Genomic DNA, 21,836 nt, shown 5'->3' on the forward strand with positions numbered 1-21,836 from the left:
GGACTCATACCACCAGTCATAGTTACCAACGTACATTTGGATTTTACCAAAGTCGATATCTGCGATATGGGTACACACTTGGTTCAGGAAGTGACGGTCATGTGATACGACGATTACAGTGCCTTCGAAACGGGACAAGAAGTGCTCCAGCCAACGAATGGACTCTAAGTTTAAATGGTTGGTAGGCTCATCGAGTAAAAGAATGTTCGGGTTACCGAATAGCGCTTGTGCCAAGAGCACGCGAACTTTTTCGTTACCATCAAGATCCTTCATTTTCGTGTCATGCATGGACGTTGGAATACCTAGACCAATCAAAAGCTCTGCTGCATCGGACTCTGCTTGCCAGCCGTCAAGATCTTGGAATTCGCCTTCAAGCTCAGCAGCTCTCATGCCATCTTCTTCGGAGAAATCAGCTTTCGCATACAAAGCGTCCTTCTCTTCCATGATTTTGAACAAACGGGAATGCCCCATAACAACAGTTTTTAAAACTTCGATTTCATCAAACTCGTAATGGTTCTGTTTCAGAACAGCCATACGCTCGCCTGGTGTGATGTTAACTTCACCTGTGTTAGGCTCGATCTCACCGGAAAGAATTTTGAGGAAAGTCGATTTACCTGCACCATTTGCTCCGATCAAGCCGTAGCAATTTCCTGGTGTGAATTTAATATTGGCGTCTTCGAACAGGGCTCTCTTGCCGTAACGAAGCGTCACGTTATTTACACTAATCATGGAGTATATATACCTACCTTTATGTTATTTTCTTTTAATAAATGTTCAAAAAGTCGGGTTTTCAGCACCGAGAAGGTTGCGAGAACCTGAAGAAGGAGGAGCGGAATGTAGGCAAACCTACATGAGCACCAGACTTCAAAGGTGAACGCAAGATTCGATGTCGATTAGACTTCTTGGCTTACTTCGTGATCAAAACACGGCTTTTTGAACTACCTCTACTATCATAACTTATTTCGTTCTATTTCTTCTACTATCTCTGATAAATAAGTCCATCTTTCCATAGCAGCTTCAAGTTCCGCAGTGGTTTGCAGCTCTTGTTCATATAGATCACGAGCGAGATCGAAGTTACTTCCAGAGCTTTCGATCTGCTTTTTCAAGCTGTCGACTTTGTCCTCCAGGGTAGCAATGAGATCTTCGATTTCGTTCCATGCCTTCTGGTCTTTAAATGATAGTTTCTTCGGACGATTCGTTGACGGAGCTGTGCCTGCACTTGAAGGCGTAGCAGCAGGACTGCCGCTAGTCGTCTTCGAGTTCGCTTGGCGCACGATTTCTTTACGAGCTTGCTCCGCCTCTTCTTGTTCCCGTTTATCTTCCAAATAGTCGGAATACGTTCCGATGAACGGCTCGATCCCACCATTTCCATCGAAGGCAAATAGATGTGTCACGGTTCGATCCAAAAAGTAGCGATCATGAGAAACCGTAATAACAGCCCCTGAGAATTGATCCAGATAATCTTCCAGTATCGTCAAAGTTTGGATGTCCAAGTCATTGGTCGGCTCATCGAGGAGCAGAACATTCGGTTCACCCATAAGCGTACGCAATAAATAAAGTCTACGACGTTCTCCGCCTGAGAGCTTGCCAATTGGCGACCATTGCAAATTAGGAGAGAATAAAAAGCGCTCAAGCATCTGTGCGGCCGAAATGGTTTCACCATCCGACGTGCGAATCTGCTCTGCAGCTTCCTTAATATATTCAATCACACGCATCTTCTCGTCCATCTCGACGTTCTCTTGTGTGTAATAGGCTAACTTGACGGTTGTGCCGGTCTCGATCGTACCACTGTCGGGCTGGATGCGCCCGGCGAGCATGTTCAGCAGCGTCGACTTGCCGCTKCCGTTCGGACCAATGATGCCGAGACGATCCTTCGGCATCACGATGTAGCTGAAGCCGTTGAGCAGCTGCTTCCCGCTGTTGAAAGACTTGGTGATGGCGTCCAGCTCCATCACCTTTTTGCCAAGGCGGCTGCCGGCCAGCGCCATGTCGAGCTTGTCAGCGGGACCGTCTACTTTGCGGTCCCGAAGATCCTCGGCGCGGTTAATACGCGCCTTCTGTTTCGTCGTGCGCGCCTTCGCGCCGCGACGGAGCCATGCCAGCTCGCGGCGCAGGAGGTTCTGCCGCTTATCTTCACTAGCGGCTTCGGAATCCATCCGCTCCGCCTTTTTCTCGAGGAACCACTCGTAGTTCCCCTCATAGCTGTAGATCTTGCCCCGGTCCAGCTCCAGGATGCGGGTGGTGACCCGCTCTAGGAAGTACCGGTCATGGGTAACGAGCAGCAAAGCGCCGCGCCATTTGCTGAGAAACTCCTCGAGCCAGATGGCCGTCTCGTTATCAATATGGTTCGTCGGCTCATCCAGGATGAGCAGATCGGCGGGTTGAATGAGCACGCGCGCCATGGCGACGCGTTTGCGCTGACCGCCGGACAGCTGGCCGACGGGCTTGTCGAACTCGCTGATGCCGAGCTTCATCAGCACGGTTTTGGCCAAGGTGCTGGCTTCCCAGGCACCTTGCTCATCCATGCGCGCCTGGGCAGAGAACAGGCGCGCTTGTTTCTTCTCGTTGGAGGAATCCAGCTCCAACTCTGCAAGGGCCAGCTCATAGTCGCGCAGCGTCTTCATGAGCGGTGAATCTCCGTGGAATACTTGCTCAAGCACCGTGGAGTTCGGATCGAACTCTGGGTTTTGCGGCAAGTATTCCACGCGGAAATGGTTCGCGTGCACAAGCTTGCCGCGATCCGGGGATTCCAGACCCGCCAGCATCTTCAGCAGCGTGGACTTGCCTGTGCCGTTCACGCCGATGAGGCCAATGCGCTGCTTCTCGTTCAGTGTGAACGAGATATCATCGAAGAGCACTTTGTCTCCGTAGGTTTTGGTAATATCGACTGCGCTTAGAATATTCATCCTTGCACCGGCTCCTGGATGTACGCGGCAAGCAGAGCTGCTGTATTCACTACAGCATCCATATGCGTACGCTCCATGCTATGTGACGCATGAACTCCTGGCCCAATTAGCGCCGCCCGAATGTCGCGGCCACCTCTAAGCGCTGCGGATGCATCCGATCCATAGCGCGGATAAATATCAACAGCGTAGCCGATTTCCAGCTTCTCGGCATGTTCAATCATTTTCGACGTCATCGCATAGTCGTAAGGACCTGACGAATCTTTTGCACAAATGGAAACATCGCGCTCGCTGCCGCTCAAATCATCACCAAGCGCACCCATATCAACCGCGATAAAGTCTGTAATATCCTCAGGAATAAATGCGGAACCATGACCAACCTCTTCATAATTGGAGAAGAACAGCTTGATCGTATAGAAAGGTTGGATGCCTTGTTCTTTCAACAATTTAAGAAGACCAAACAGGGATGCCACGCTCGCTTTATCATCCAAATGGCGAGATTTCACATACCCATTTTCCTTTACCTGTACACGCGGATCGAAAGAGATAAAATCACCGACACGAATACCAAGTGCTTGCACATCTTTTTTGGAGTTCACATGTTCATCAATCCGTACTTCCATATTCGCTTCATCGCGTTTGTACTCTCTCGCATCCTCATATACGTGCACGGATGGTCTTGACGTAAGAATCGTACCATCGTAAATACGCTCATCACGGGTATGAATTTGCACGTACTCATTCTCGATTGCGCCCATCATAAACCCGCCAAGTGACGTAATTTTCAATGTGCCATTCTCTTTAATTGAACGAACCATAGCACCAAGTGTGTCCACGTGTGCAGAAATGCCGATTACGCGATCAGAACTCGTGCCTGGAATAGTCACGATGCCGCAGCCTTTATTCGTATAAGAAAGCTCAAAGCCAAGCTTACTCACTTCTAGCTCAACTTTTTGCATAATGTGATGCGTATACCCTGTTGGACTAGGAGTCCGCAGCAGCATTTCTAGAACTTCTGTCATGTAAGCTCTATTTAAATTGGACTTCACTTGGATTCCTCTCCCATGTCTATGTAATTTTGCACCTGCGCTAAACACACAAAAAACAGTGCAGCCTAAGAATTTTCGCTCGTCCCTGACAACGTCAAGAACGAGCCTCTTCTAAGGATACTACACTGTTCTCTTATGTTTTTCAAACATGGGTTAKCTTACAAAATCAACACAGATGGACGTTCCATCAAGAACTGTTTTCATATGAGCTTTGACTTGTTCGTGCACAGGGTGCGTATCGTAAACCTTCAAATCGTCTAGAGAATCAAATTTCGTAATAAGTGCGATATCGTATGAACGCTCTAGATGTAAAATATCTGTTCCAACCTCAATGTGCCTTAAAACTGGGATTTTACCCTCCATATTCGTAAGAACGGCTTTGGTTACTTCTATGGCTTCTGGACTACGATCTTTGAGTTTAAAAAACACGACATGCGTTAACATCGTTATCTCCTCCGATTTGAATAAATTAATTGGTTACCTTTGCGGACCATTCTTCAACGTCCCATACACGAGTTACCCAGCCTTCATAGAATTCAGGCTCATGACAAACAAGTAGAACAGTACCCTTATACTCTTTCAGAGCACGCTGAAGCTCTTCTTTGGCTACTACGTCCAAATGGTTCGTCGGCTCATCGAATAACAGCCAATTGCTTTCCTGCATAAGCAGTTTGCACAAACGTACTTTCGCTTGTTCGCCACCACTTAACATGCTCATCGCTCGCGTGATATGCTCATTCTTAAGCCCGACTCGCGCAAGCGCTCCTCTGACTTCATTCTGAGTCATGGAAGAAAAAGAATTCCATACATCATCAATCGGAGTCATGCTTGGTGCTTTGACCTCTTGTTCAAAGTACGCAGGATTCAAATAATCACCGCGATACGTCTTACCGCTGAATGGCTCTATTTTGCCAAGAATCGTCTTCAATAAAGTGGATTTACCAACCCCGTTGCAGCCGACGATCGCAATTTTCTCACCGCGTTCAATCGTCACATTCATTCTTGGAAGCAAGGCACGATCATAGCCGATCTCCAAATTTTCAGCTTCAAATACAATTCTACCACTTGAACGCGATTCTTTGAATACGAAGGTAGGTTTCATTGCCGTTTCAGGGCGCTCAATGCGGTCAATTCGATCCAACTGCTTCTCACGGCTCTTCGCACGAGTTGAAGTTGAAGCTCGTGCTTTGTTACGTGCGATGAAATCTTCCTGCTTCTTGATATACTCCTGCTGTTTCTCATAAGCATCGATATGCTGCGCTTTATTCATTTCAGCCATATCAAGAAATTTCTCATAATTCGCCGTATACCTCGTCAACTTGGAAAACTCCAAATGATAGACAACATTGACGACTTCGTTCATAAATTCCGTGTCATGTGAAATCAACATGAACGCATAGGGGTAATCCTTCAAGTACATTTTCAACCACTCAATGTGCTCCACATCCAAATAGTTGGTAGGCTCATCGAGCAATAGTACGGTTGGTTTTTCTAGCAAAAGCTTAGCTAGGAGAACCTTCGTTCTTTGTCCACCACTAAGAGACGTTACATCACGATCTAATCCAATCGCATTTAAACCAAGACCATTACCCATCTCTTCGATTTTCACATCAAGCAGATAGAAATCACCGATCTCCAAACGTTCTTGAATTTCACCCATTTCCTCAAGAAGCACTTCAAGCTCCTCAGGCGTGGCATCTCCCATTTTATCCGTAATGGCCATCATTCTTTTTTCTTCTTCATACAATGGCAAGAATGCATCACGCAAAATATCACGGATTGTACGACCCGCGGCCAACACAGAGTGTTGATCCAAATATCCGTAGTGGACTCTCGGGGTCCATTCCACCTTGCCTGTATCCTTCAAAAGCTTGCCTGTTAATATATTCATCAACGTGGATTTCCCCACGCCATTAGCTCCTACGATGCCAACGCGTTCACCAGCAAGCAAGCGGAACGAAACATTTTTGAACAATGTACGATCGCCAAAGCTGTGGCTTAAATCTTCAATTGTTAAAAGACTCATTTTGCAAAACCAAACCCCTGTCTAGTTCCATAATAAACGGCTGCGCCGTCCTCTAAGGACGAGTGCGTTTATAGAGAAATATAGCCGACTTATTATGTGAAACATATAGATTCTATATTTTAAGATAATCACGTATTTTACTCGCGACTTCTTATTATACCACTGCTAAGGGCAGACAGGAAGTAGAACTATTTGTATTAGAGCCGAAAAGTCAGTTCTTGTCGAATAATTCGCACAATATCCCCATCTTTTAACGGATATCCTTGATAGGTAACGAGAGGGAATTCATTCAGAAACGTGCCATTCGTAGAGCCAGCATCTCGAAGTTGAAAGCCGTTGCTAGTTTGAACAATTTCCGCATGGATTCTGGAAACACCTACATCTTCCACTACATAATCGACTCTGCTGCTTKAATCCCCCCTTCCAATTGTAAATACCTCACTTTTAATAGAAACCGTTTGGCTAACTCCTTCAATTTGAATCTCCAATCGTGGACCAACTTGATCACGCTTGGGAGATTTCCCAAGAAATACAGTTGCATTCGAATGTGACGGACTGAGCAAGGTTGTATGTAAGGAAAGATTTTGATAGTAGTGTTGGATATCCAGTGGATCCGTCGCCTCACTCGAAGCGTCATCACGCATGACTTCCTTATCGGGATTATATATGTTATGAGCGATGGAGGAACTTTTCTGATTTTGAATTTTTCGACTAGAGAAATCAGGACGACCTAAGAATAGTAGAACGAAGCCCACATCGCCTGTTAACAGCGTGATTCCAGCCATTATTTGCAGCAAGCTCGCCCCAGGGTGAGCCAAATATTGCTGCCACAGAAAAGCAAATAGAATGATGATAAGAGCTATTGTCATCCATCGCCCCTGTTGTTTTAGAGGAATGAAGGATAGTGGGATCAGTTCCCGTTTAGACAAGATGGAATTTTCAGTTTTTGGTTGGATGTGTTTCGCTTCATCACGGTTCCAATGTGCTTTGGGTAATCCTAGTTCTKGTAATGGGGATTCGATAGGCTCGGAATGTGGTGCAGCAATTGTTTCTCGTGTAAGAATCGGCTCGTCCATCAACTTTAATAACGCTTCCTTATAGGCGTGAAAACTTTTTCTAGCTACATGTGTTCGCATCCACGCTTGTAGTTGAACCTGTTCCTCTTCACCAAGATGTAAAATAAGCTTATGGAGAAGTGCATCTATCGCAGGAAAGCTCTCATCGACATCATGAGCTATATCTAGTGGCGCATACGTTAGGTAAACATCCGACCAATCTTGTCCTATGAAAATAAAATTTTCTTTCAATACGAAATTCATTTCACTCAGCATATAATTTTTGCTTTCATCCAGTGTACAAACGATCGCGTACATCAACTTGGCAAGTAAACGGATCGAGAGATGCTCTACCTTCAAAACATGTGACAGCATTCGTTTGGAGGACAATCTATACAGTAGTCGAATGTTTGAATCCACCTCATGAATGTCGAGAGGCAGCAGCCTCGGAACTTGATTGGCTTCTAACATGCGCACCTGCAAATTCGAAAGCTCACTTGCTTCTAGACCTCCTTCCTTGAACAACTCCATAAGGTGTCCATGTCGATAAACAAATTCATAACGAAGTCCGAATACTTCTTGTGTCATACTAACACCTCATTCAAAGCAAAGAATAGTAAATCGTAACAGCAACAGCTGGAAAAACCGCGTACATAAAGGGGAATTTGATGTTTTTTTGTTGCTTAAGTTCAAAAAAAGATTCAAACTTTTTGAGCGCCAATATAGAGAACAACCAACCTGCAAGCTTACGACTCGTTGTTCTTATTTTTCTTTGAATAAGTAGAAGGAATAGTCCGATTAAACCTGCCCATAAAATCGCATAAACAAGTGTTTGCATAACAAACATAACACCCATTATTGCTCCGATAGCAGCGAAAAGTTTGACATCACCAGCTCCCAAAGCACCAATTACATACAATACAAATACAATTAGAAAACCTGTACATGCACCAATGAGGGAAAAAAGCAACCCATCCCAGCCTTCTGACCATGAGTGGAACGATAATCCGAATATCGTTCCACTCAAAGTCAACTTATTGGGGAGCTTTGAATAACGCACATCAATGATTAAAGCCACCGTGATAAAAATAATAAATAAACCAAGACATACAAGAATAAGGATACTCCTCCCTTCCAATTAAGCTCCTACCCAAGCCCGCTCATAAGCCCTTTTTTTCAAAACAATCGTCTGGCTCATAATAGGGATAGGCAATTTATAGATCAGTTGAGCTTCAATTCCAAAAAACGCCTCTCCGTCTTGTTTCAAACTCGGTATCGTTACGGAGATAACTTTAAAATTCCTCTTATCAACGATCTTTGCATCACAAAATGCGAACACAATTGGTGTAAAGACAGCCAGCATCCGCGGCATAACGTGCGTATTATAAAATCCAGTCAACTCTTCTTGTGCCATACCTTCGCCTAACTCTCGCTTCTCTTTTTCCCAGCGTACGAGCGCTAACAGCGAATCTGGTATGTAAGCCGCGTATTCATCAGCGATATCCTCTGTACTCATTACGTGGTTCCTTGCCGATTGGACTTGATCAACGACAGCGTTAAGCATCTCCGCGGCACGACTTTGATCATATTTCGATTGGGCTTCTTGAACTAGTATCCTCACGGGGTACAGTTGACCTGCAATGGACTTCGTTGCCTCGGATACGCCGGCCTGCAACGCCATTTCCACCAAAGCAATTTGAATGAAAAGAACAAGACCTACTACGAAAGCAAGAAACAATGGCAGAATAAGCGAAGCCTCCAGGACGATGCCGCCTTCTTGCTCTTTGTGCAATTTGAGAAGCAAATCCATATCTCCTTCCTCAATACGAAACGACGGCAGCGCGATTCATTTGACATTGTGTTCCAACAACTTTACACCCTAAGAGTCCTGTCCCATCMAGCAACTTCATGACTTGAGGAATAAACCAAAGCCTTATTTCACTCGTAGCATTTGCTTGGATATAGGTGGTTAGTTGATTGAGATCTTTCCMCGTCTCTAATTCGTGCAGTGCCTGCATTCGGGACATCAGCTTGGAGTTGTTGCTATGCAACATAAGAAATAAACGGAGATAATCTTTATACGTCAATTTGAGTGCTGATGAGATGAGCTTTGACGATAATTCAACAGCATCTCCTTTCACCAAAACGTTCATGTCGACGAATGCCTCTGCTGCACCTTGAGCCGCGGCAGCCAGAAAAACGAGTAACGGGGAGCCTATTTGGAGAAGTTCTTTTTTAGGATCTAATAGCGCTTCAACAGTACGAATCGCTAAGCGTAAAGAAAACATTTCTGCATAGGCCGAAGACATATTAGCCGCGCAGGAAGAGAAACCATACAACAAATATTCAACCTCTTGATTTACTAAAGCGTGTGTCCCAGGATCAACTAGCTCATTCGACAATTTCGGGTTACCATTTGGATCTTTCTCTAATCCATAGGTTCGGAAGTTAAATTTCGTTAGCGCATATTCATTTACGTAAAGTTCATCTCGGAGAACTTCCGCCGCGTTATTTAATACGCCAAGCATATCCATTGCCCTCATGCTAGCAGGTTCTGCTTTCTCCATATCATAGGCGACATCGTTCCCGATCATTGTATCTTGCGCATTCGCTTGACGGTATTTCTGATAGTAACCTGATTCACCTTGGAGCTTATTATAAGAAACCGAATCACTAGACTGCGTACTCGTCGGGCTGCAACCACCTATAGCTTGCTTGGCCTTATCCATAATGGCTTGGATTTTATTCTTTTGTGTCTGCTTATTCGTCGTTGTAGCTTCATTTGTATTCATTCTGGATTTTTCTAACAGACTTTGTTTGGCATGAAAATCATTTGCGACTGCTAAGTAGCTGTCGTTAGCTCGATTAACCTCACTTGTATGTACGGAAGTATACACAATGACACCCTCGACAGCAGAACGAAATGATGTAAATAGAGCAGCGATTGCTGCGATTGACGTTTGATATTGGTAAAAATAATCATCCCCAATTAATGACACATGTTTAAATACATCATAAGCAGTTGTTTTTCCCTGCGCAGATGAACCCGAGACTCCTGTCAGTTTTGAGCGTATCTCGTCATTTTTCTGTTTGGCTTGTMGCAAGATTGGCTCAATCACCTGCTGGAGTTGTTGAATCACTTTTTCATCTGCAGCCACCTCAAGTTTCGTAGAGATGACAAGAGCTGTGTAAGTCATAATTTTCTGAACTAAAGTTTCCAGCTCATTTAACTTTTGCGAAAGCATTCCAGCCTGCTCCTCAAGCCTGCTTTTGGCTTCGGCAAGTGATCGGATACTTGCTGCAGCTTCAGGACCTGCTTGTACAAGTGATGCTAATGAAAGATCCATATTCCTTATGCTCGCTGTAAGTGAACGCAAATTCTCTTGAACTTGACTGATTTCGCTGCGAACTTCGTCAACTGTATGAAGGCCGATTTCAGCAGCTAATTTGTCCAATTCAGCAACTCTGGTTCTATAATAACTATGAAATTCAGTAGTTCTGGCAAAGAGCTCCTCCGCGCTCCTCCATGCATCATCTAGTGAGTCTTCGCGTTGTTCGATCAACTTTTCAAGTTCTGACGCTTCCTTGGCAAATTGCGAACCCATCTGAAAAGGCTCACGGACGCCGCTCTTTTRAAACTTGTCAACAATTTCGAGCGTGTATTCAATCGGTGCTTTTAATTTCATATCCTCTAAGAGCTGCCCCTCAAATATGACATGACTAGCCAGTGTATACACAGGTGTGACACGCAGCGCTCCATCGACAGCTTTGGTATTAATAAAGTGAAAAGCATTCGCGGAGACTCCGCCCGATAAGTTTTGGATAAAAACATCGTTAAGTAATTTTTCTGACGCCTCGTAAGAGAGACCCATGCCATAAAGCCCTCTCTTCTGCAGCTCGAGATCAAAGGAGGACATTACTGATCGTGCAGCTGCATGTAAGGCAGATTCCGTTTCTTTCTCCGCTACTTTTATTCTTGCGAAATCAATGAGTACCGCTTGAAATAAAAAAATCGGCACAATAACAAGAATCAAATAGACGGATACTGTGCCGTTTTCTGCTTGTAAGAATCTTTTCAATAGCTCCCCTCTTTCTAATTATGAATAACGACTACGATCCCTTTACGTTCGAGTTCTTTGCGAAAAGAGTCTGTGGGCATCCCTTTGCCGCTGGCATCCTTCTTAAAAAAATGCCAAACGATGCCTCTCACAGTTGGATCATGCTGGAGCAGTTCAACATCCTTCGGGAGTTGCTCAGTGCGTAGCTGAGCTTCCGTCATACTATAAAAGGCTTGATGACCAATGCCTCTTGCGTCTAAAGCATCAATTTTTCTGCTTTTACCAGACGCAGTCGTCCGCACAACCTCTGTCCCTCCCACAAGTGACCTTAAGTAGGAAGATGCCTGACGTTCAGATTGAATAGTGACGCTTGGCCCAGACAAATCGCTTTTGACCGGATCTACAAGTGCCGCTTTCGCTTTCTCGGAAGATATCCGACCTACTAAAGTTGGCAAATAGGTGCGTGTCAGATCTGTGGTTCTGATCAACTCTATAGAATCAATAACATGTACGACAGCTTTACTTTCCGTTTTCGTTGCATGCATCCACCGATTAAGTATTGAAGGCGTGATAAAAGACTTGTTCACAGTTACCTCAACGCGATGATCTACTAAATAATTCGTATATGACGCTGTGCCAGTAACGCCATCCGGAAGTAATCCCCCGGCTTTGGCCAGTTTTTTCTCGACTAAACTCTTAGCTTGATTGGTGGGAAGTATGACACTAGCCCCTGAGTTACCTTGTAACAAGCCAAATAAGTCGCTTACATTGTCTTGCGTCAGACGCCAATACAAGCCGTCCGTTTCCTGCGGATGATAACTTCCTGTACTTATCTCTTTATAGCTGTTCGTCCAAGTAAATGCTAACTTTTCAGCTGCGGAACGAGCTAGTTGCCCTATGTAGACATTTTGATAGGCAAACATGCCTACAAACAACAATGTCACTGTGCAAATTAAAATCACCGGAAATACCAGCGAGGCTTCTAACGTAAAGGTACCCAGGTCATTGTTAATGAACTGACGAAGTCGACTACGGCGCACAACTCGTGGTCGGGCTCGGCGCACAGGGGGCAACCGCACTGTTATCCTTCAGGTCGGAGTTGGCATCACCGATCAACTTCTGAAACCATGAAACAATCCACTTTCTGAAAATAATCGCTATCGCAACCAACACTGCTACAATCAATAAAATTTCTAATGTGCCTAGTCCTTCTTCCTCTTTCCATACACGCTTAAATGTTTCAAGTATTGTATTCATTTCAACATTCCTCTCCTATTGGTTCATCATGAGTATCGCAGGTGCAGCAACAATCACCATCACCACAACAAAAATTAATACCATTGGGAATACAAGCTTAGAAGATGCTTCCTMCCCTAATGTCCGCGATACACTCTTTCTCCGCTGCCACAGCTCCAGCGAAAGAGAATGCAGTGAAACAGCAAAGTCATTGCCGCCTCTTCTATAGTTCAAACCTAACGTTGATGCAAATAATGACACTTCATGTAACGCGCAGCGTTTACTAAAGTCCTCTAATACTTTCGTGAAGGAGATGTTCATCTCCAGCTCATGCACAGCTACATGCAGCTCTTTGTAAAGCGGGGAATCCGACATATTTGGCTTTGCTTGAACACAACGTATCCAAGCACGGTTGACAGTCTCTCCAGCATTTACTAAAAGCACGATTGTACTCAAAAATTYAKGCAGCTCAAGGATCATCCTTTGCTGTTTTTTACGTATTTTGCTGTCCAAATCACGAACCATCATCACGGGTGTCGCTATTGCAGCAACCACACCAAAAGCAAGCAACGAACTATCTTCACCTGCTAGAATGGCAAGTACAGTAACGACGAATAGGCACACCATGCCAGCGGAAATAAGTTCTGCCATGAACCATTTACTGCCTTGCGAAGATAAGCTTCTTCCATACAAGGTCATACATTTATGATGGATTTTTGAAGTGAAATCGGGGAACCTCTCTAACAATTGGAGCTTATCAATCACATAATAGCTAGTCGGTAAGAGCATTTTCATCCGAAAGGGGTACGTTTGTATCTGAAGCTGACTACCGTATTTCTTCCTTCCGATCACCTGTAGTGACATACAAAACGCAATTTGCGCTAAGCCAAATAACCATATCCACATCCTACACCTTGATATTCATTATTTTTTGAGTGAGTACATAACAAGCGCCAAGAAATAACAAGCAGACAGTCATGATGAGAATCCCGCTCCCACGATATAGGGGAACCATATAATCAGGCGAGGAAAACGCCAATACAGCAACAATGAGGATGGGAGCAACAACAAGTACTCTCGATTCAAAACGTTTTTGAGCGACCATGACTGAAATTTCCTGGGTTATGTCTAACTTCTCGGAAATGACCGTTGCTGTACGTTTCATCACCTCAACTAGATTGCCTCCTGTACGTTTACAGGTCAGAAAAACATCAGAAAAGCTCAGAATATCTTCCAAATGACTGCGATCTGCAAAATGTCTAAGTGCTGTTTCAATCGGTTCACCGTTTTCGACCTTACGGCAAATCAAGCCAAACTCAACGACGATCAAACAAGCTGGATCAGGATAAAGCAGCTTCAGATCCTCCCATGCCTCTCGAAATGCCGATTCAATGGATTTCCCCACCGTCATAGAGGAAGAAAGACAGCTGAGAGCCTGCTTAAATTGTACATAAAGCATATTCTTTCGTTTTTGAATTAATTGCTGCCGACGATAGCGAGGAAACAGAAAACCCGTAGATGCTAAAGCGGCGGCGAGGATAACATTTTGGTAGAAAATATAACCGATCATGAATGCTGGTAAACCTAGCATGATTATGGCTGCTATTCTCTCTTTGGAGGACAAGTGATACTCGTTATAATCGATGAATACAACCGGGAGGATTGGCGGTGACTTGTGTGTTTGGGGGCTCTCGCTTTCTTTACGAGGCGATTTTCGTCTTTCAAGAAATAGTAATAGAAGCCAACTCGTGCCACCCATGAAAATGAGCATCAACCACACACTCATCCCACATCACCTCCTACACTGCAAATAAACCAACTAGGCAGTTGCTTACCTGCCATTTGAAGTTTGTACTTATTAGCAAGTGTCTGACCCGTATATCGGAGTGTTCCAAGAAGCTTCCCATCTGGCGACTCTCCGCTCTCCTCGAAGAGAAACAGCGGTTGCAGCTGAACTTCCCCATCCTCCATGCCAACAACTTGATGAATCTCGGTCACTTTGCGTGATCGATCCCTCATCCTGGAAATATGTACAATGACATCAAGTGCTGAGGCGATCTGCTTACGTATGACTTCAATGGGAAGTGGAGCCGCACTGAGTACCATCGTCTCCAGTCTACTGAGCATATCCTGCGAGGTGTTCGCATGCCCGGTACTTAAGCTACCATCATGCCCAGTGTTCATTGCAGCAAGCATATCTAAAGCTTCAGCTCCACGTACTTCACCTACAATAATGCGATTAGGACGCATCCGCAGGGAAGATCGAATTAATTCTCGCATCGTGATCGCTCCCTTCCCTTCCGTATTCGCATTTCTCGTTTCCAATCGTACTAAATTAGGTACAGTTTGGATCTGAAGTTCAGCTGAGTCTTCGATTGTAATTACTCGTTCATGTTCAGGAATCCAAGCACTCAAAGCATTGAGAAACGTCGTTTTACCAGACCCCGTTCCACCGCCAACGAATATATTAAACCCCGATTCAACCATGATCCGAAGCATCTCCGCCGCTTCACCAGAAATACTTTCCATACGAATCAAATCCGACATATCCAATGGCTTTGCAGGAAACTTTCGGATCGTTAAGGTTGGACCACTAAGAGAGGCTGGTGGAAGCACGATATTTACACGCGAACCGTCTTTTAACCTTGCATCCACAATTGGAGTCGCTTGATTAACAATCCGATTCACCTTGGAAACAATCATTTGGATTAAGTCTTCAAGCTTCTCTGAGCTTTCTAGCTCATATGGGTAACGTTCAACTGCACCCATCCGTTCGAAGAAAATACAGCTATGACCATTAACCATGATCTCTGTCACCGATGGATCGTCGATTAACGGTTGGAGAATATCTAACCCCCTAAAGCTATCGAAAATACGCTTAACACCGATGTGCATATCACTTGAAGTCCAGCTATGCGCACTTGCAGCGCGAAAAATGGTTTCTTCGATGTGCCCCAATAACTGTGCATCACTAACCTCATGTGTGAGATCGAGATTTTCTTTAATCTCCTGCTTTAATTCGTTAAACAGCGCTTGATTCAAGATAAGAATGCGCTCCTTCCTTAGAATTTCCCTCAGTCTCATTGCTTACAGCTTGCAACATGACATACACCTGTTCTGAAAATATATCCGATTGCCAGACTTGTTCTGCTGAACTCATCACCTTCCAATCAGGAATATAGGGAAGTTTGAATGTTATTTCTTTACCTAGAAAATCATATGAATTGGTTTGAGTCCCCCTAAAACTCGTCATGACAAAGTGGATTTGAGGATATGCACACATTTGTTTTAATAGTGTTTTGGTTCGGAAAGCATCCTTCCAATCATCTCGGATTAGCCAAATGATCGCATCGCTAAGCTCTAAACTCTTGACGATTCTGGGATGAACGGACGTTTCAAGATCCAGGATGAGGGTATCGTAGACGGACAGGCCAACTATGGACGCAATGAGTTTTTTTACGTGCTCACCACTCATTTCTTGCATCTCCCGCATTTGCTCAAGTGGTGTTAAATAATCGAACCTTCGAGTGGCATCATGTGATTTCAAAAGCGCCAACTTAGGTCCGATCGATTCCGATGAATCTTTCAAATAATAAAGGAGCTGTGATAATCGACCCGATTCTCCCTGCAACCACTGAGAAGCAACACTAATGGACTCCAAGCTCAGATACAAGACACGTTCCCCACGAAATGCCAACTGTTTCGCCATATGAACAGCTGTTATCGATTTACCGGCATTGCCACTGCTGCTATACACAGATATCACACGTGTGCGATTAACTTGTGTTCGACCAGAACCGGATGGAGATCTATCCGTGTATATGACATGAATGTGTGAGATCAAATCGTGAAGTGGTTGAAAGCGGAATAAGAAAGGATGGACAGTTTGAGGCGAATCGGAATTTCTGATATGTTGACTCAAAAAAATTTTACTTAATGACGTACGATGATGCTGCAATAACGGATAAAAAGCATCAGATATTAATAGCACACCACTAAGGTTAGGTTCCTCTAACACCTGCAGTAGGAGCTCAACTTGCGAAAAAAGCTTTACTTGCATACGTTCAGCGAACTCCGTCGCTCGGATGAATATGGCTAACCGTTCGGCATAAATCATGTCGTCATCTAAGACAAACAATTGAAGCTTCTTCATTGCAGCACCCCTCTCACAAACATTCGCTATCCAGCAAATTTCGCGTACATACCATTGCCAATGAGTACACAACCCATAACAGCGAGCACGATGGCTATTCGCGTTATCGTTTCCGCCCTCATATTCCCCCTCCTGTCTGCTTCGGAAAAACAAAAAAAGCACGCGCTGACAATAGAGATTATTCCTCTACGATCAGCGGTGCTTCCGCTTGTCCGACTTTCAATTACCCAAATTGTACCACATTCCCCTAATAAATCAATCCCTTATTCCCAAGGATATTTCATCGTGAAGAAACTAGCCAGCTTCTTACTTTCCACGCGGCGAATACGTCTCATCTCAGCGCGGTGTGGAGCGGATTCGTGGAGTTTCTTCTCTTCTTCCGTTTCGGGAATGACATCTGGCACTTCCACTGGCACCTTATTTTCATCTAAAGCGACAAAAGTTAGGAAAGAGGTGGCTGCAATTTTTCTCTCCCCAGACTTCAGATCCTCGGTAACGACCTTAACGAATACCTCCATCGAGCTTTTACCTGTCCAGGTCACGAAAGACTCTAAACAGACGGAGTCCGACGTATGAATCGGTGACAAAAAGTCAACAGAATCCGTTGATGCCGTCACAACTGACCTCCGACAATGCTTATGAGCCGCTATGGAAGCAATGTCATCGATATAAGACATCAATTTTCCACCAAAAAGCGTATTATGGTTATTTACATCAGTTGGAAAAATACGTGATGTTTTGAAACATCTAGATTCTCTGGAAAATCGTTGCTCCATGTCTGTTTCCCCCTCTTTATCTCATGCAAAATATGACTCATCATATCATACTTTTGGCTGGATTTGGTTATAACTTATCCCAAGCGTGTAATATAGTAATACAAGCTGAAATAAATAGGAGGTGTTTGCATGTGTTTACGTTTATCATTGTGTTCTTGATTACCTATTCACTATTTTCGATTTCAGGCGTACTGTTCCCAACAGATCTGACCTATTATAACTCTCTGAAAAAACCAAGCTGGAATCCACCAGCTAAGTTATTCGGAATTGCTTGGGCGATCTTATATGCATTAATTTCTGCATCTGTCGCCATTGTTTACACGAAAACCGATGGCTTTCAAGAAGCGGGGGGCAGCTATGTTTTGATATTAATGGTAAATTACCTGGCTAACCAAGCCTTCACTTTTTTTGAATTCAAATTAAAAAACTTACGTCATGCTTTCCTTGACTCTGCTATTGTTGCTATCACCACGTTTTTATTAATATACGCAACAATTCCTTATTCCAAGCTAGCTGCTTGGCTATTGGTTCCTTATTTACTATGGTCTTGTTTCGCTACCCTACTAGCTTGGACAATTTATCAGTTAAATAAAAACACTAACCGCGCTTATTGAAACGGGAAAATATCGATTTTTTGGGTTGTAGAGCGAATTGATTGAGGCTTTCGTCCGGGACAATCTCGCTGAGGAATGGTTTCAATGCTTCGTAAAAAACGTCCAAATACTGCGGCTGATCTTGAATACAATCACCTTTCCACACAGCTTGCACGACTTCGGATCTTGCAATTAAGGGCATGGTACATAATGGTTTAGTTGGAAATGAGTCCTGCCACTCCAATCGATAATGCGATGGCAAAGCACCATTCGCGATGTAATGCACTTTCTTTCCTCGCTGCTGGTAAGATGTGAATTGCGCTATTCGCTGGCGCGAACGTGGGCGATCACATTTGCCAGGCAAACTATCTACAATAACGATTATTTCATCTGCACTATAACAAAGTTCCTGTACAGCAGGATGCTCCCACTCAGTCGATACATCCCATAGGATGATCGGCTTTTTGAGCATGTGCAGAAGCTTGAATGCATGAGAGGCCTGCCAATTACCTTGAAAACCATCAGGATTAATGGGTGCCCAAGTAGTAAAACCATTGATCCATGGTGTAGTGAAAGTAGAAGATGCGTCACATATGTGATCAGAGGGAAACATATAGGGGCTTGGTGCATGGCGATCTCCATACAATAACATATATAAATCAGGTTCAATCGTCGGCTGTTCAACAAGCGCGTTGGGGATTTGGAGAGCATGCAATAATCTGGCTAGTGTAATAGCTGTGAAAGTCGCACCGACACCTGCAAATAATCCGCCAATGACGATTAATTTATCGGACGTATTTGATTGTTGTGAGGTGACTTGGAGCCCAGATTCGATAACAAGTTGATCGGCTTCAGGGGTTAAGGAACGAAGTCTTAGCTTCACTTCCATGGCGGTTTGACAGCGGTTCTGAGGTTGATCTTGCAGGAGAAAATGAATTGTTTTGCGCAAAGTTTCAGGGATCTCATCATGCCGTAGTTCCAGAGGCTTGGCCTTGCTATATACATAGTGACCGCCTGACAACAAATAATATAACATAGAACCAAGTGTATAAAGATCCGTTCGGGCGTCTGTTTGCAGCCCTAGATATTGTTCCGGAGCAGCGAACCCGATCGTTCCCATCTGCATGGTATCGGAAGTTTGTCCTTGTTTAAATTGTCTAGCTACTCCAAAATCAATTAATCGGACTTGATTATGTTGGTTAATCATGACGTTGGACGGCTTAAGATCGCGGTATATGATGGGTCGGGGCTGAAGTGTGTGTAAGTAGTGGAAAATATCAAGTAACTGAAAGGCAATTTGAACGATTAGCTTAATTGGAAGTTCACGTTGGCTTTTTTCGAATAAATCCTGTAGTGTTGGACCCTCGATATAGTCCATAACCAGATATCCATATCCACCCTCGGTAATAAAATAATCCACTAACTGCGGGAGCTGTGCATGCCCTAGCTTGGCGAGCATTTCCGCTTCTTCCAAGAAAGCAGTCTCATCGGAACCTACGCACTCAACCTCTTTCACTGCCCAGCGCTTGCCCTTTAATTTCTTATCCCTAGCGAGATATACCTGGCTCATGCCGCCTTGTCCAAGCATGGACACGAGTTCGTATCTCCCTCCTACAATTGACCCTTGCCACTGTGGTCTAGGCTTCACAATTAGTAAAAACCCCCTCTTATATCCAAGTTATATTGCTCTTGATTATAAGGGAGGGCTATTGGAAAATCTAGCTATTTTTCCGTTTTTATATTTTTTGCAAATAAAGTGTCAATTCTTCCCGATTATGAAACAACTGCTTCGCCTTCAAGAGGAAAAGTGAGTCTTCGAAAATGCGCAGAATATCGCGAACCGTTTGGAACGGTTTTTTATGCATAAGCTTCACGGTAATGATGGCTGTTCCGCCACTTTGCAGAGAGAAAAGCAAATCCGACACAAGATGTCCCATCTGCCGCGGATCCCAGCTCATATCACAGACTAGTAAATCAAACTCATTCTCACGCAGCTTCACATCATTCGCATTTTTCTTCAGGAACGTCAGCAATGGATTGCCTAGTAGACGTGGGTTCATCGCAGCCGGGTCGATCGCCGTAACTTTCAAACCGCGCTCTAGCAGCAAAGACGTCCATCCGCCAGGCGCAGCTCCAATATCAATCGCTTTACGAGCGATACTGAAATCAATCCCGAACCGTTGCTCAGCTTCCAAAAGCTTAAATTTGGCACGTGAAATTTGATCCTCTTCTTTCATGAAACGGATCGCACCACCTGACCAATCTGATAAGTTATCACTTGGTTTTGAAATACCGATATAGACCTTTTTGGCGCTTATGTACACCGATATAATATGATCCGCATAACGAACAACAGGTTCGCCACCACATTCAGCAGTGAGGATTTCATCTATGGCTGCCTTAATAGCAAAAGGTGCATAAGGAACATCTGCCCGCTCTTCCTTCCGAATTTGCGTGGCAATTTTCTCTCCGTAACCAAATAAACCAGTGGCATAAGCTTCACGAAGCCAAGCTGTCAAATGCGCAATGTCAGCATCCGTACGGCTAAGCTCCCATTCTTGATGAACAGGTTGAACATGTCGTAGAAAGATAGGTTCATTCTCTTGCATGGTAGAAATGACATCTGTCGTATCTTCAGGCACCTGGAAATAGAACACTTCTGTCGGTACCAGTAAAGTAAATTTGGTGAGTGGAAATAACTTCCGAAGTTCGTCTTGCGCATATTGTGCGAACCCATGATTCGAGGTTCCAATATAGGTCGTTAATTGTGTCATAGCCGCATCCTTTTAGTAATCTACATTCTTTTTAGGCTAACTTACTAAATAAGCCTATTTGTCCGCAATAACCTTGATCCATGGGCGATCTTGGAACCATTCCAAGGCAACATGAATTCCGAAAGCCTTATGAATATTCTCAGGTGTCAATACATCTTCCTTGCGTCCGGAGGCAATTAATTCACCTTGCTCAATTATCGCAACATGCGTAAATAAAGGCATGATTTCTTCGATATGGTGGGTGACATATACAACCGTTACATCCTGTTTACTAAGCTCATTTACGTCAGATAAGAACCGCTCGCGCTCAAACAAATCCAAGCCCGCAGCAGGCTCATCCATAACGAGGATCGCTGGCTTACTCATCAAGGATCGTGCAAGCATGACCTTCTTACGTTCCCCTTGTGAAAGGCTTCCCAGAGGCTGATCTGCCAGATGTGGAATGCGTACACGAGTAAGCATCTCCAGTGCTCGGTCTTTCACTTCCTGTGGAATTTCTTGGTAGAACCTCAGATAAGCGTACTCACCTGTTGCAACGACCTCAAGGACTGGATCAATTAAGCTTAATTTTTCGAAAAGAGATTGAGAAATATAACCGATCTTCTTGCGAACTTCCCGTACATCACATTGACCGTACCGGTTTCCGAGCACATCGACTGTGCCACGGCTTGGAAATTCATAGCCATTCATCATTTCAAGCAGCGTTGTTTTGCCAGAGCCATTTCGGCCCAGCAATACCCAGTGTTCACCGGATTCGATATGTACATTCACATCGTTTAAAATATGGCGTTCTCCACGTATAAAATGAATACCGGATAAATGGATCATAAGTTCGTTTCCTTTCACATTACGGTTTACTTGGATAGTCTTTTTGTGCAACCCTCATCAATACTTCATCAGGCATACGATGCGCGTAAAGCCCCATTTCATCTGGCTTGACAGCATCAAGCATCTGATACATCTGCGTGCATGTGGAAGGACTAGAGGTATGAATATAAATCGTTCTTGGAAATTTACGCTGCTGGGTCAACCAAATGACAACATCCATGCCCGTTTGCTTCGACATCCAACCCAAATCATGATCCAGAGATAAGATGTCTACTTCACATTCCTGAAGCAATACAATACATTCTTGCGCATCTTTGGCCAAAACAAATCCMTGGGGACAAGGACGCGAATCATCTAAGTATACATGAATCATCCTCACATTTCC

At 44.2% G+C, this 21,836-nt stretch carries 21 protein-coding genes; 1 reads left to right on the forward strand and 20 read right to left on the reverse strand.

The features are described 5' to 3' along the window. The 16 genes from AC1DLM_RS30025 to AC1DLM_RS30100 form a co-directional block, all read right to left on the reverse strand. Nucleotides 1-729, reverse strand: a 729-nt coding sequence (locus AC1DLM_RS30025; protein WP_477572017.1) for an ABC-F family ATP-binding cassette domain-containing protein, incomplete at its 3' end; no start/stop codon positions are given. A 221-nt stretch (nucleotides 730-950) separates the two neighbouring features. After that, the gene (locus AC1DLM_RS30030) at nucleotides 951-2,906 is read right to left on the reverse strand and encodes an ABC-F family ATP-binding cassette domain-containing protein (RefSeq protein WP_441986588.1); all 1,956 of its coding nucleotides are present in this window, start codon (nucleotides 2,904-2,906) and stop codon (nucleotides 951-953) included. After that, nucleotides 2,903-3,952: a M42 family metallopeptidase gene (locus AC1DLM_RS30035; protein WP_441986589.1), complete on the reverse strand. Its 1,050-nt coding sequence runs from the start codon at nucleotides 3,950-3,952 to the stop codon at nucleotides 2,903-2,905. Before AC1DLM_RS30035 ends, AC1DLM_RS30030 begins: the two co-directional genes overlap by 4 nt. Before the next feature lie 153 nt (nucleotides 3,953-4,105). Further along, nucleotides 4,106-4,396, reverse strand: a complete 291-nt coding sequence (locus AC1DLM_RS30040; RefSeq protein WP_477572018.1) for a Dabb family protein — start codon at nucleotides 4,394-4,396, stop codon at nucleotides 4,106-4,108. Between the two features lie 25 nt (nucleotides 4,397-4,421). After that, on the reverse strand, nucleotides 4,422-5,978 hold the full coding sequence (locus tag AC1DLM_RS30045; protein ID WP_441986590.1) for an ABC-F family ATP-binding cassette domain-containing protein: 1,557 nt from the start codon (nucleotides 5,976-5,978) through the stop codon (nucleotides 4,422-4,424). A gap of 197 nt (nucleotides 5,979-6,175) precedes the next feature. After that, nucleotides 6,176-7,621 (reverse strand): DUF6382 domain-containing protein, encoded by a 1,446-nt coding sequence (locus AC1DLM_RS30050; protein ID WP_477572019.1) that lies wholly within the window; start codon nucleotides 7,619-7,621, stop codon nucleotides 6,176-6,178. 13 nt (nucleotides 7,622-7,634) lie between these two features. Continuing rightward, on the reverse strand, nucleotides 7,635-8,171 hold the full coding sequence (locus AC1DLM_RS30055; RefSeq protein WP_441986592.1) for an A24 family peptidase: 537 nt from the start codon (nucleotides 8,169-8,171) through the stop codon (nucleotides 7,635-7,637). After that, on the reverse strand, nucleotides 8,172-8,837 hold the full coding sequence (locus tag AC1DLM_RS30060) for a TadE/TadG family type IV pilus assembly protein (protein ID WP_441986593.1): 666 nt from the start codon (nucleotides 8,835-8,837) through the stop codon (nucleotides 8,172-8,174). Between the two features lie 16 nt (nucleotides 8,838-8,853). Further along, nucleotides 8,854-11,112 (reverse strand): hypothetical protein, encoded by a 2,259-nt coding sequence (locus AC1DLM_RS30065; protein ID WP_477572020.1) that lies wholly within the window; start codon nucleotides 11,110-11,112, stop codon nucleotides 8,854-8,856. Nucleotides 11,113-11,126: 14 nt separating this feature from the next. Continuing rightward, nucleotides 11,127-12,131, reverse strand: a complete 1,005-nt coding sequence (locus AC1DLM_RS30070; RefSeq protein ID WP_477572021.1) for a TadE family protein — start codon at nucleotides 12,129-12,131, stop codon at nucleotides 11,127-11,129. Continuing rightward, nucleotides 12,121-12,348, reverse strand: a complete 228-nt coding sequence (locus tag AC1DLM_RS30075; protein WP_441986596.1) for a Flp1 family type IVb pilin — start codon at nucleotides 12,346-12,348, stop codon at nucleotides 12,121-12,123. Before AC1DLM_RS30075 ends, AC1DLM_RS30070 begins: the two co-directional genes overlap by 11 nt. 15 nt (nucleotides 12,349-12,363) lie before the next feature. Continuing rightward, nucleotides 12,364-13,233: a type II secretion system F family protein gene (locus AC1DLM_RS30080; RefSeq protein WP_477572022.1), complete on the reverse strand. Its 870-nt coding sequence runs from the start codon at nucleotides 13,231-13,233 to the stop codon at nucleotides 12,364-12,366. A gap of 1 nt (nucleotide 13,234) precedes the next feature. Then, complete coding sequence (locus AC1DLM_RS30085) at nucleotides 13,235-14,113, reverse strand: type II secretion system F family protein (RefSeq protein ID WP_441986598.1); 879 nt, start codon at nucleotides 14,111-14,113, stop codon at nucleotides 13,235-13,237. Next, entirely contained in the window at nucleotides 14,110-15,369 is a 1,260-nt protein-coding gene (locus AC1DLM_RS30090; RefSeq protein ID WP_441986599.1) for a TadA family conjugal transfer-associated ATPase, read from the reverse strand. The genes AC1DLM_RS30085 and AC1DLM_RS30090 overlap by 4 nt, the downstream gene beginning before the upstream one ends. Beyond that, nucleotides 15,350-16,480: a P-loop NTPase family protein gene (locus AC1DLM_RS30095; protein ID WP_441986600.1), complete on the reverse strand. Its 1,131-nt coding sequence runs from the start codon at nucleotides 16,478-16,480 to the stop codon at nucleotides 15,350-15,352. Before AC1DLM_RS30095 ends, AC1DLM_RS30090 begins: the two co-directional genes overlap by 20 nt. A gap of 263 nt (nucleotides 16,481-16,743) precedes the next feature. Then, a complete protein-coding gene (locus AC1DLM_RS30100; RefSeq protein WP_171630805.1) occupies nucleotides 16,744-17,256 on the reverse strand; it encodes an acyl-CoA thioesterase in 513 nt (170 codons plus the stop codon). A gap of 131 nt (nucleotides 17,257-17,387) precedes the next feature. Between AC1DLM_RS30100 and AC1DLM_RS30105 the strand changes: the two genes are divergently transcribed. Continuing rightward, nucleotides 17,388-17,870 (forward strand): TspO/MBR family protein, encoded by a 483-nt coding sequence (locus AC1DLM_RS30105; protein ID WP_441986601.1) that lies wholly within the window; start codon nucleotides 17,388-17,390, stop codon nucleotides 17,868-17,870. Here the strand turns inward: AC1DLM_RS30105 and AC1DLM_RS30110 are convergent. The 4 genes from AC1DLM_RS30110 to AC1DLM_RS30125 all read right to left on the reverse strand — a co-directional run. After that, complete coding sequence (locus AC1DLM_RS30110; RefSeq protein WP_441986602.1) at nucleotides 17,854-19,497, reverse strand: serine/threonine protein kinase; 1,644 nt, start codon at nucleotides 19,495-19,497, stop codon at nucleotides 17,854-17,856. The genes AC1DLM_RS30105 and AC1DLM_RS30110 overlap by 17 nt on opposite strands. Before the next feature lie 88 nt (nucleotides 19,498-19,585). Then, nucleotides 19,586-20,623 carry an SAM-dependent methyltransferase gene (locus AC1DLM_RS30115; RefSeq protein ID WP_441986603.1) on the reverse strand — a complete coding sequence of 346 codons (1,038 nt, stop codon included), beginning with the start codon at nucleotides 20,621-20,623 and terminating at the stop codon, nucleotides 19,586-19,588. 54 nt (nucleotides 20,624-20,677) lie between these two features. Continuing rightward, entirely contained in the window at nucleotides 20,678-21,451 is a 774-nt protein-coding gene (locus AC1DLM_RS30120) for an ABC transporter ATP-binding protein (protein ID WP_441986604.1), read from the reverse strand. A 19-nt stretch (nucleotides 21,452-21,470) separates the two neighbouring features. Further along, a partial coding sequence (locus tag AC1DLM_RS30125; RefSeq protein ID WP_477572023.1) for a cyclic-phosphate processing receiver domain-containing protein occupies nucleotides 21,471-21,836 on the reverse strand: 366 nt, incomplete at its 5' end.

It is taken from the genome of Paenibacillus sp. 01T442 (assembly GCF_056398345.1).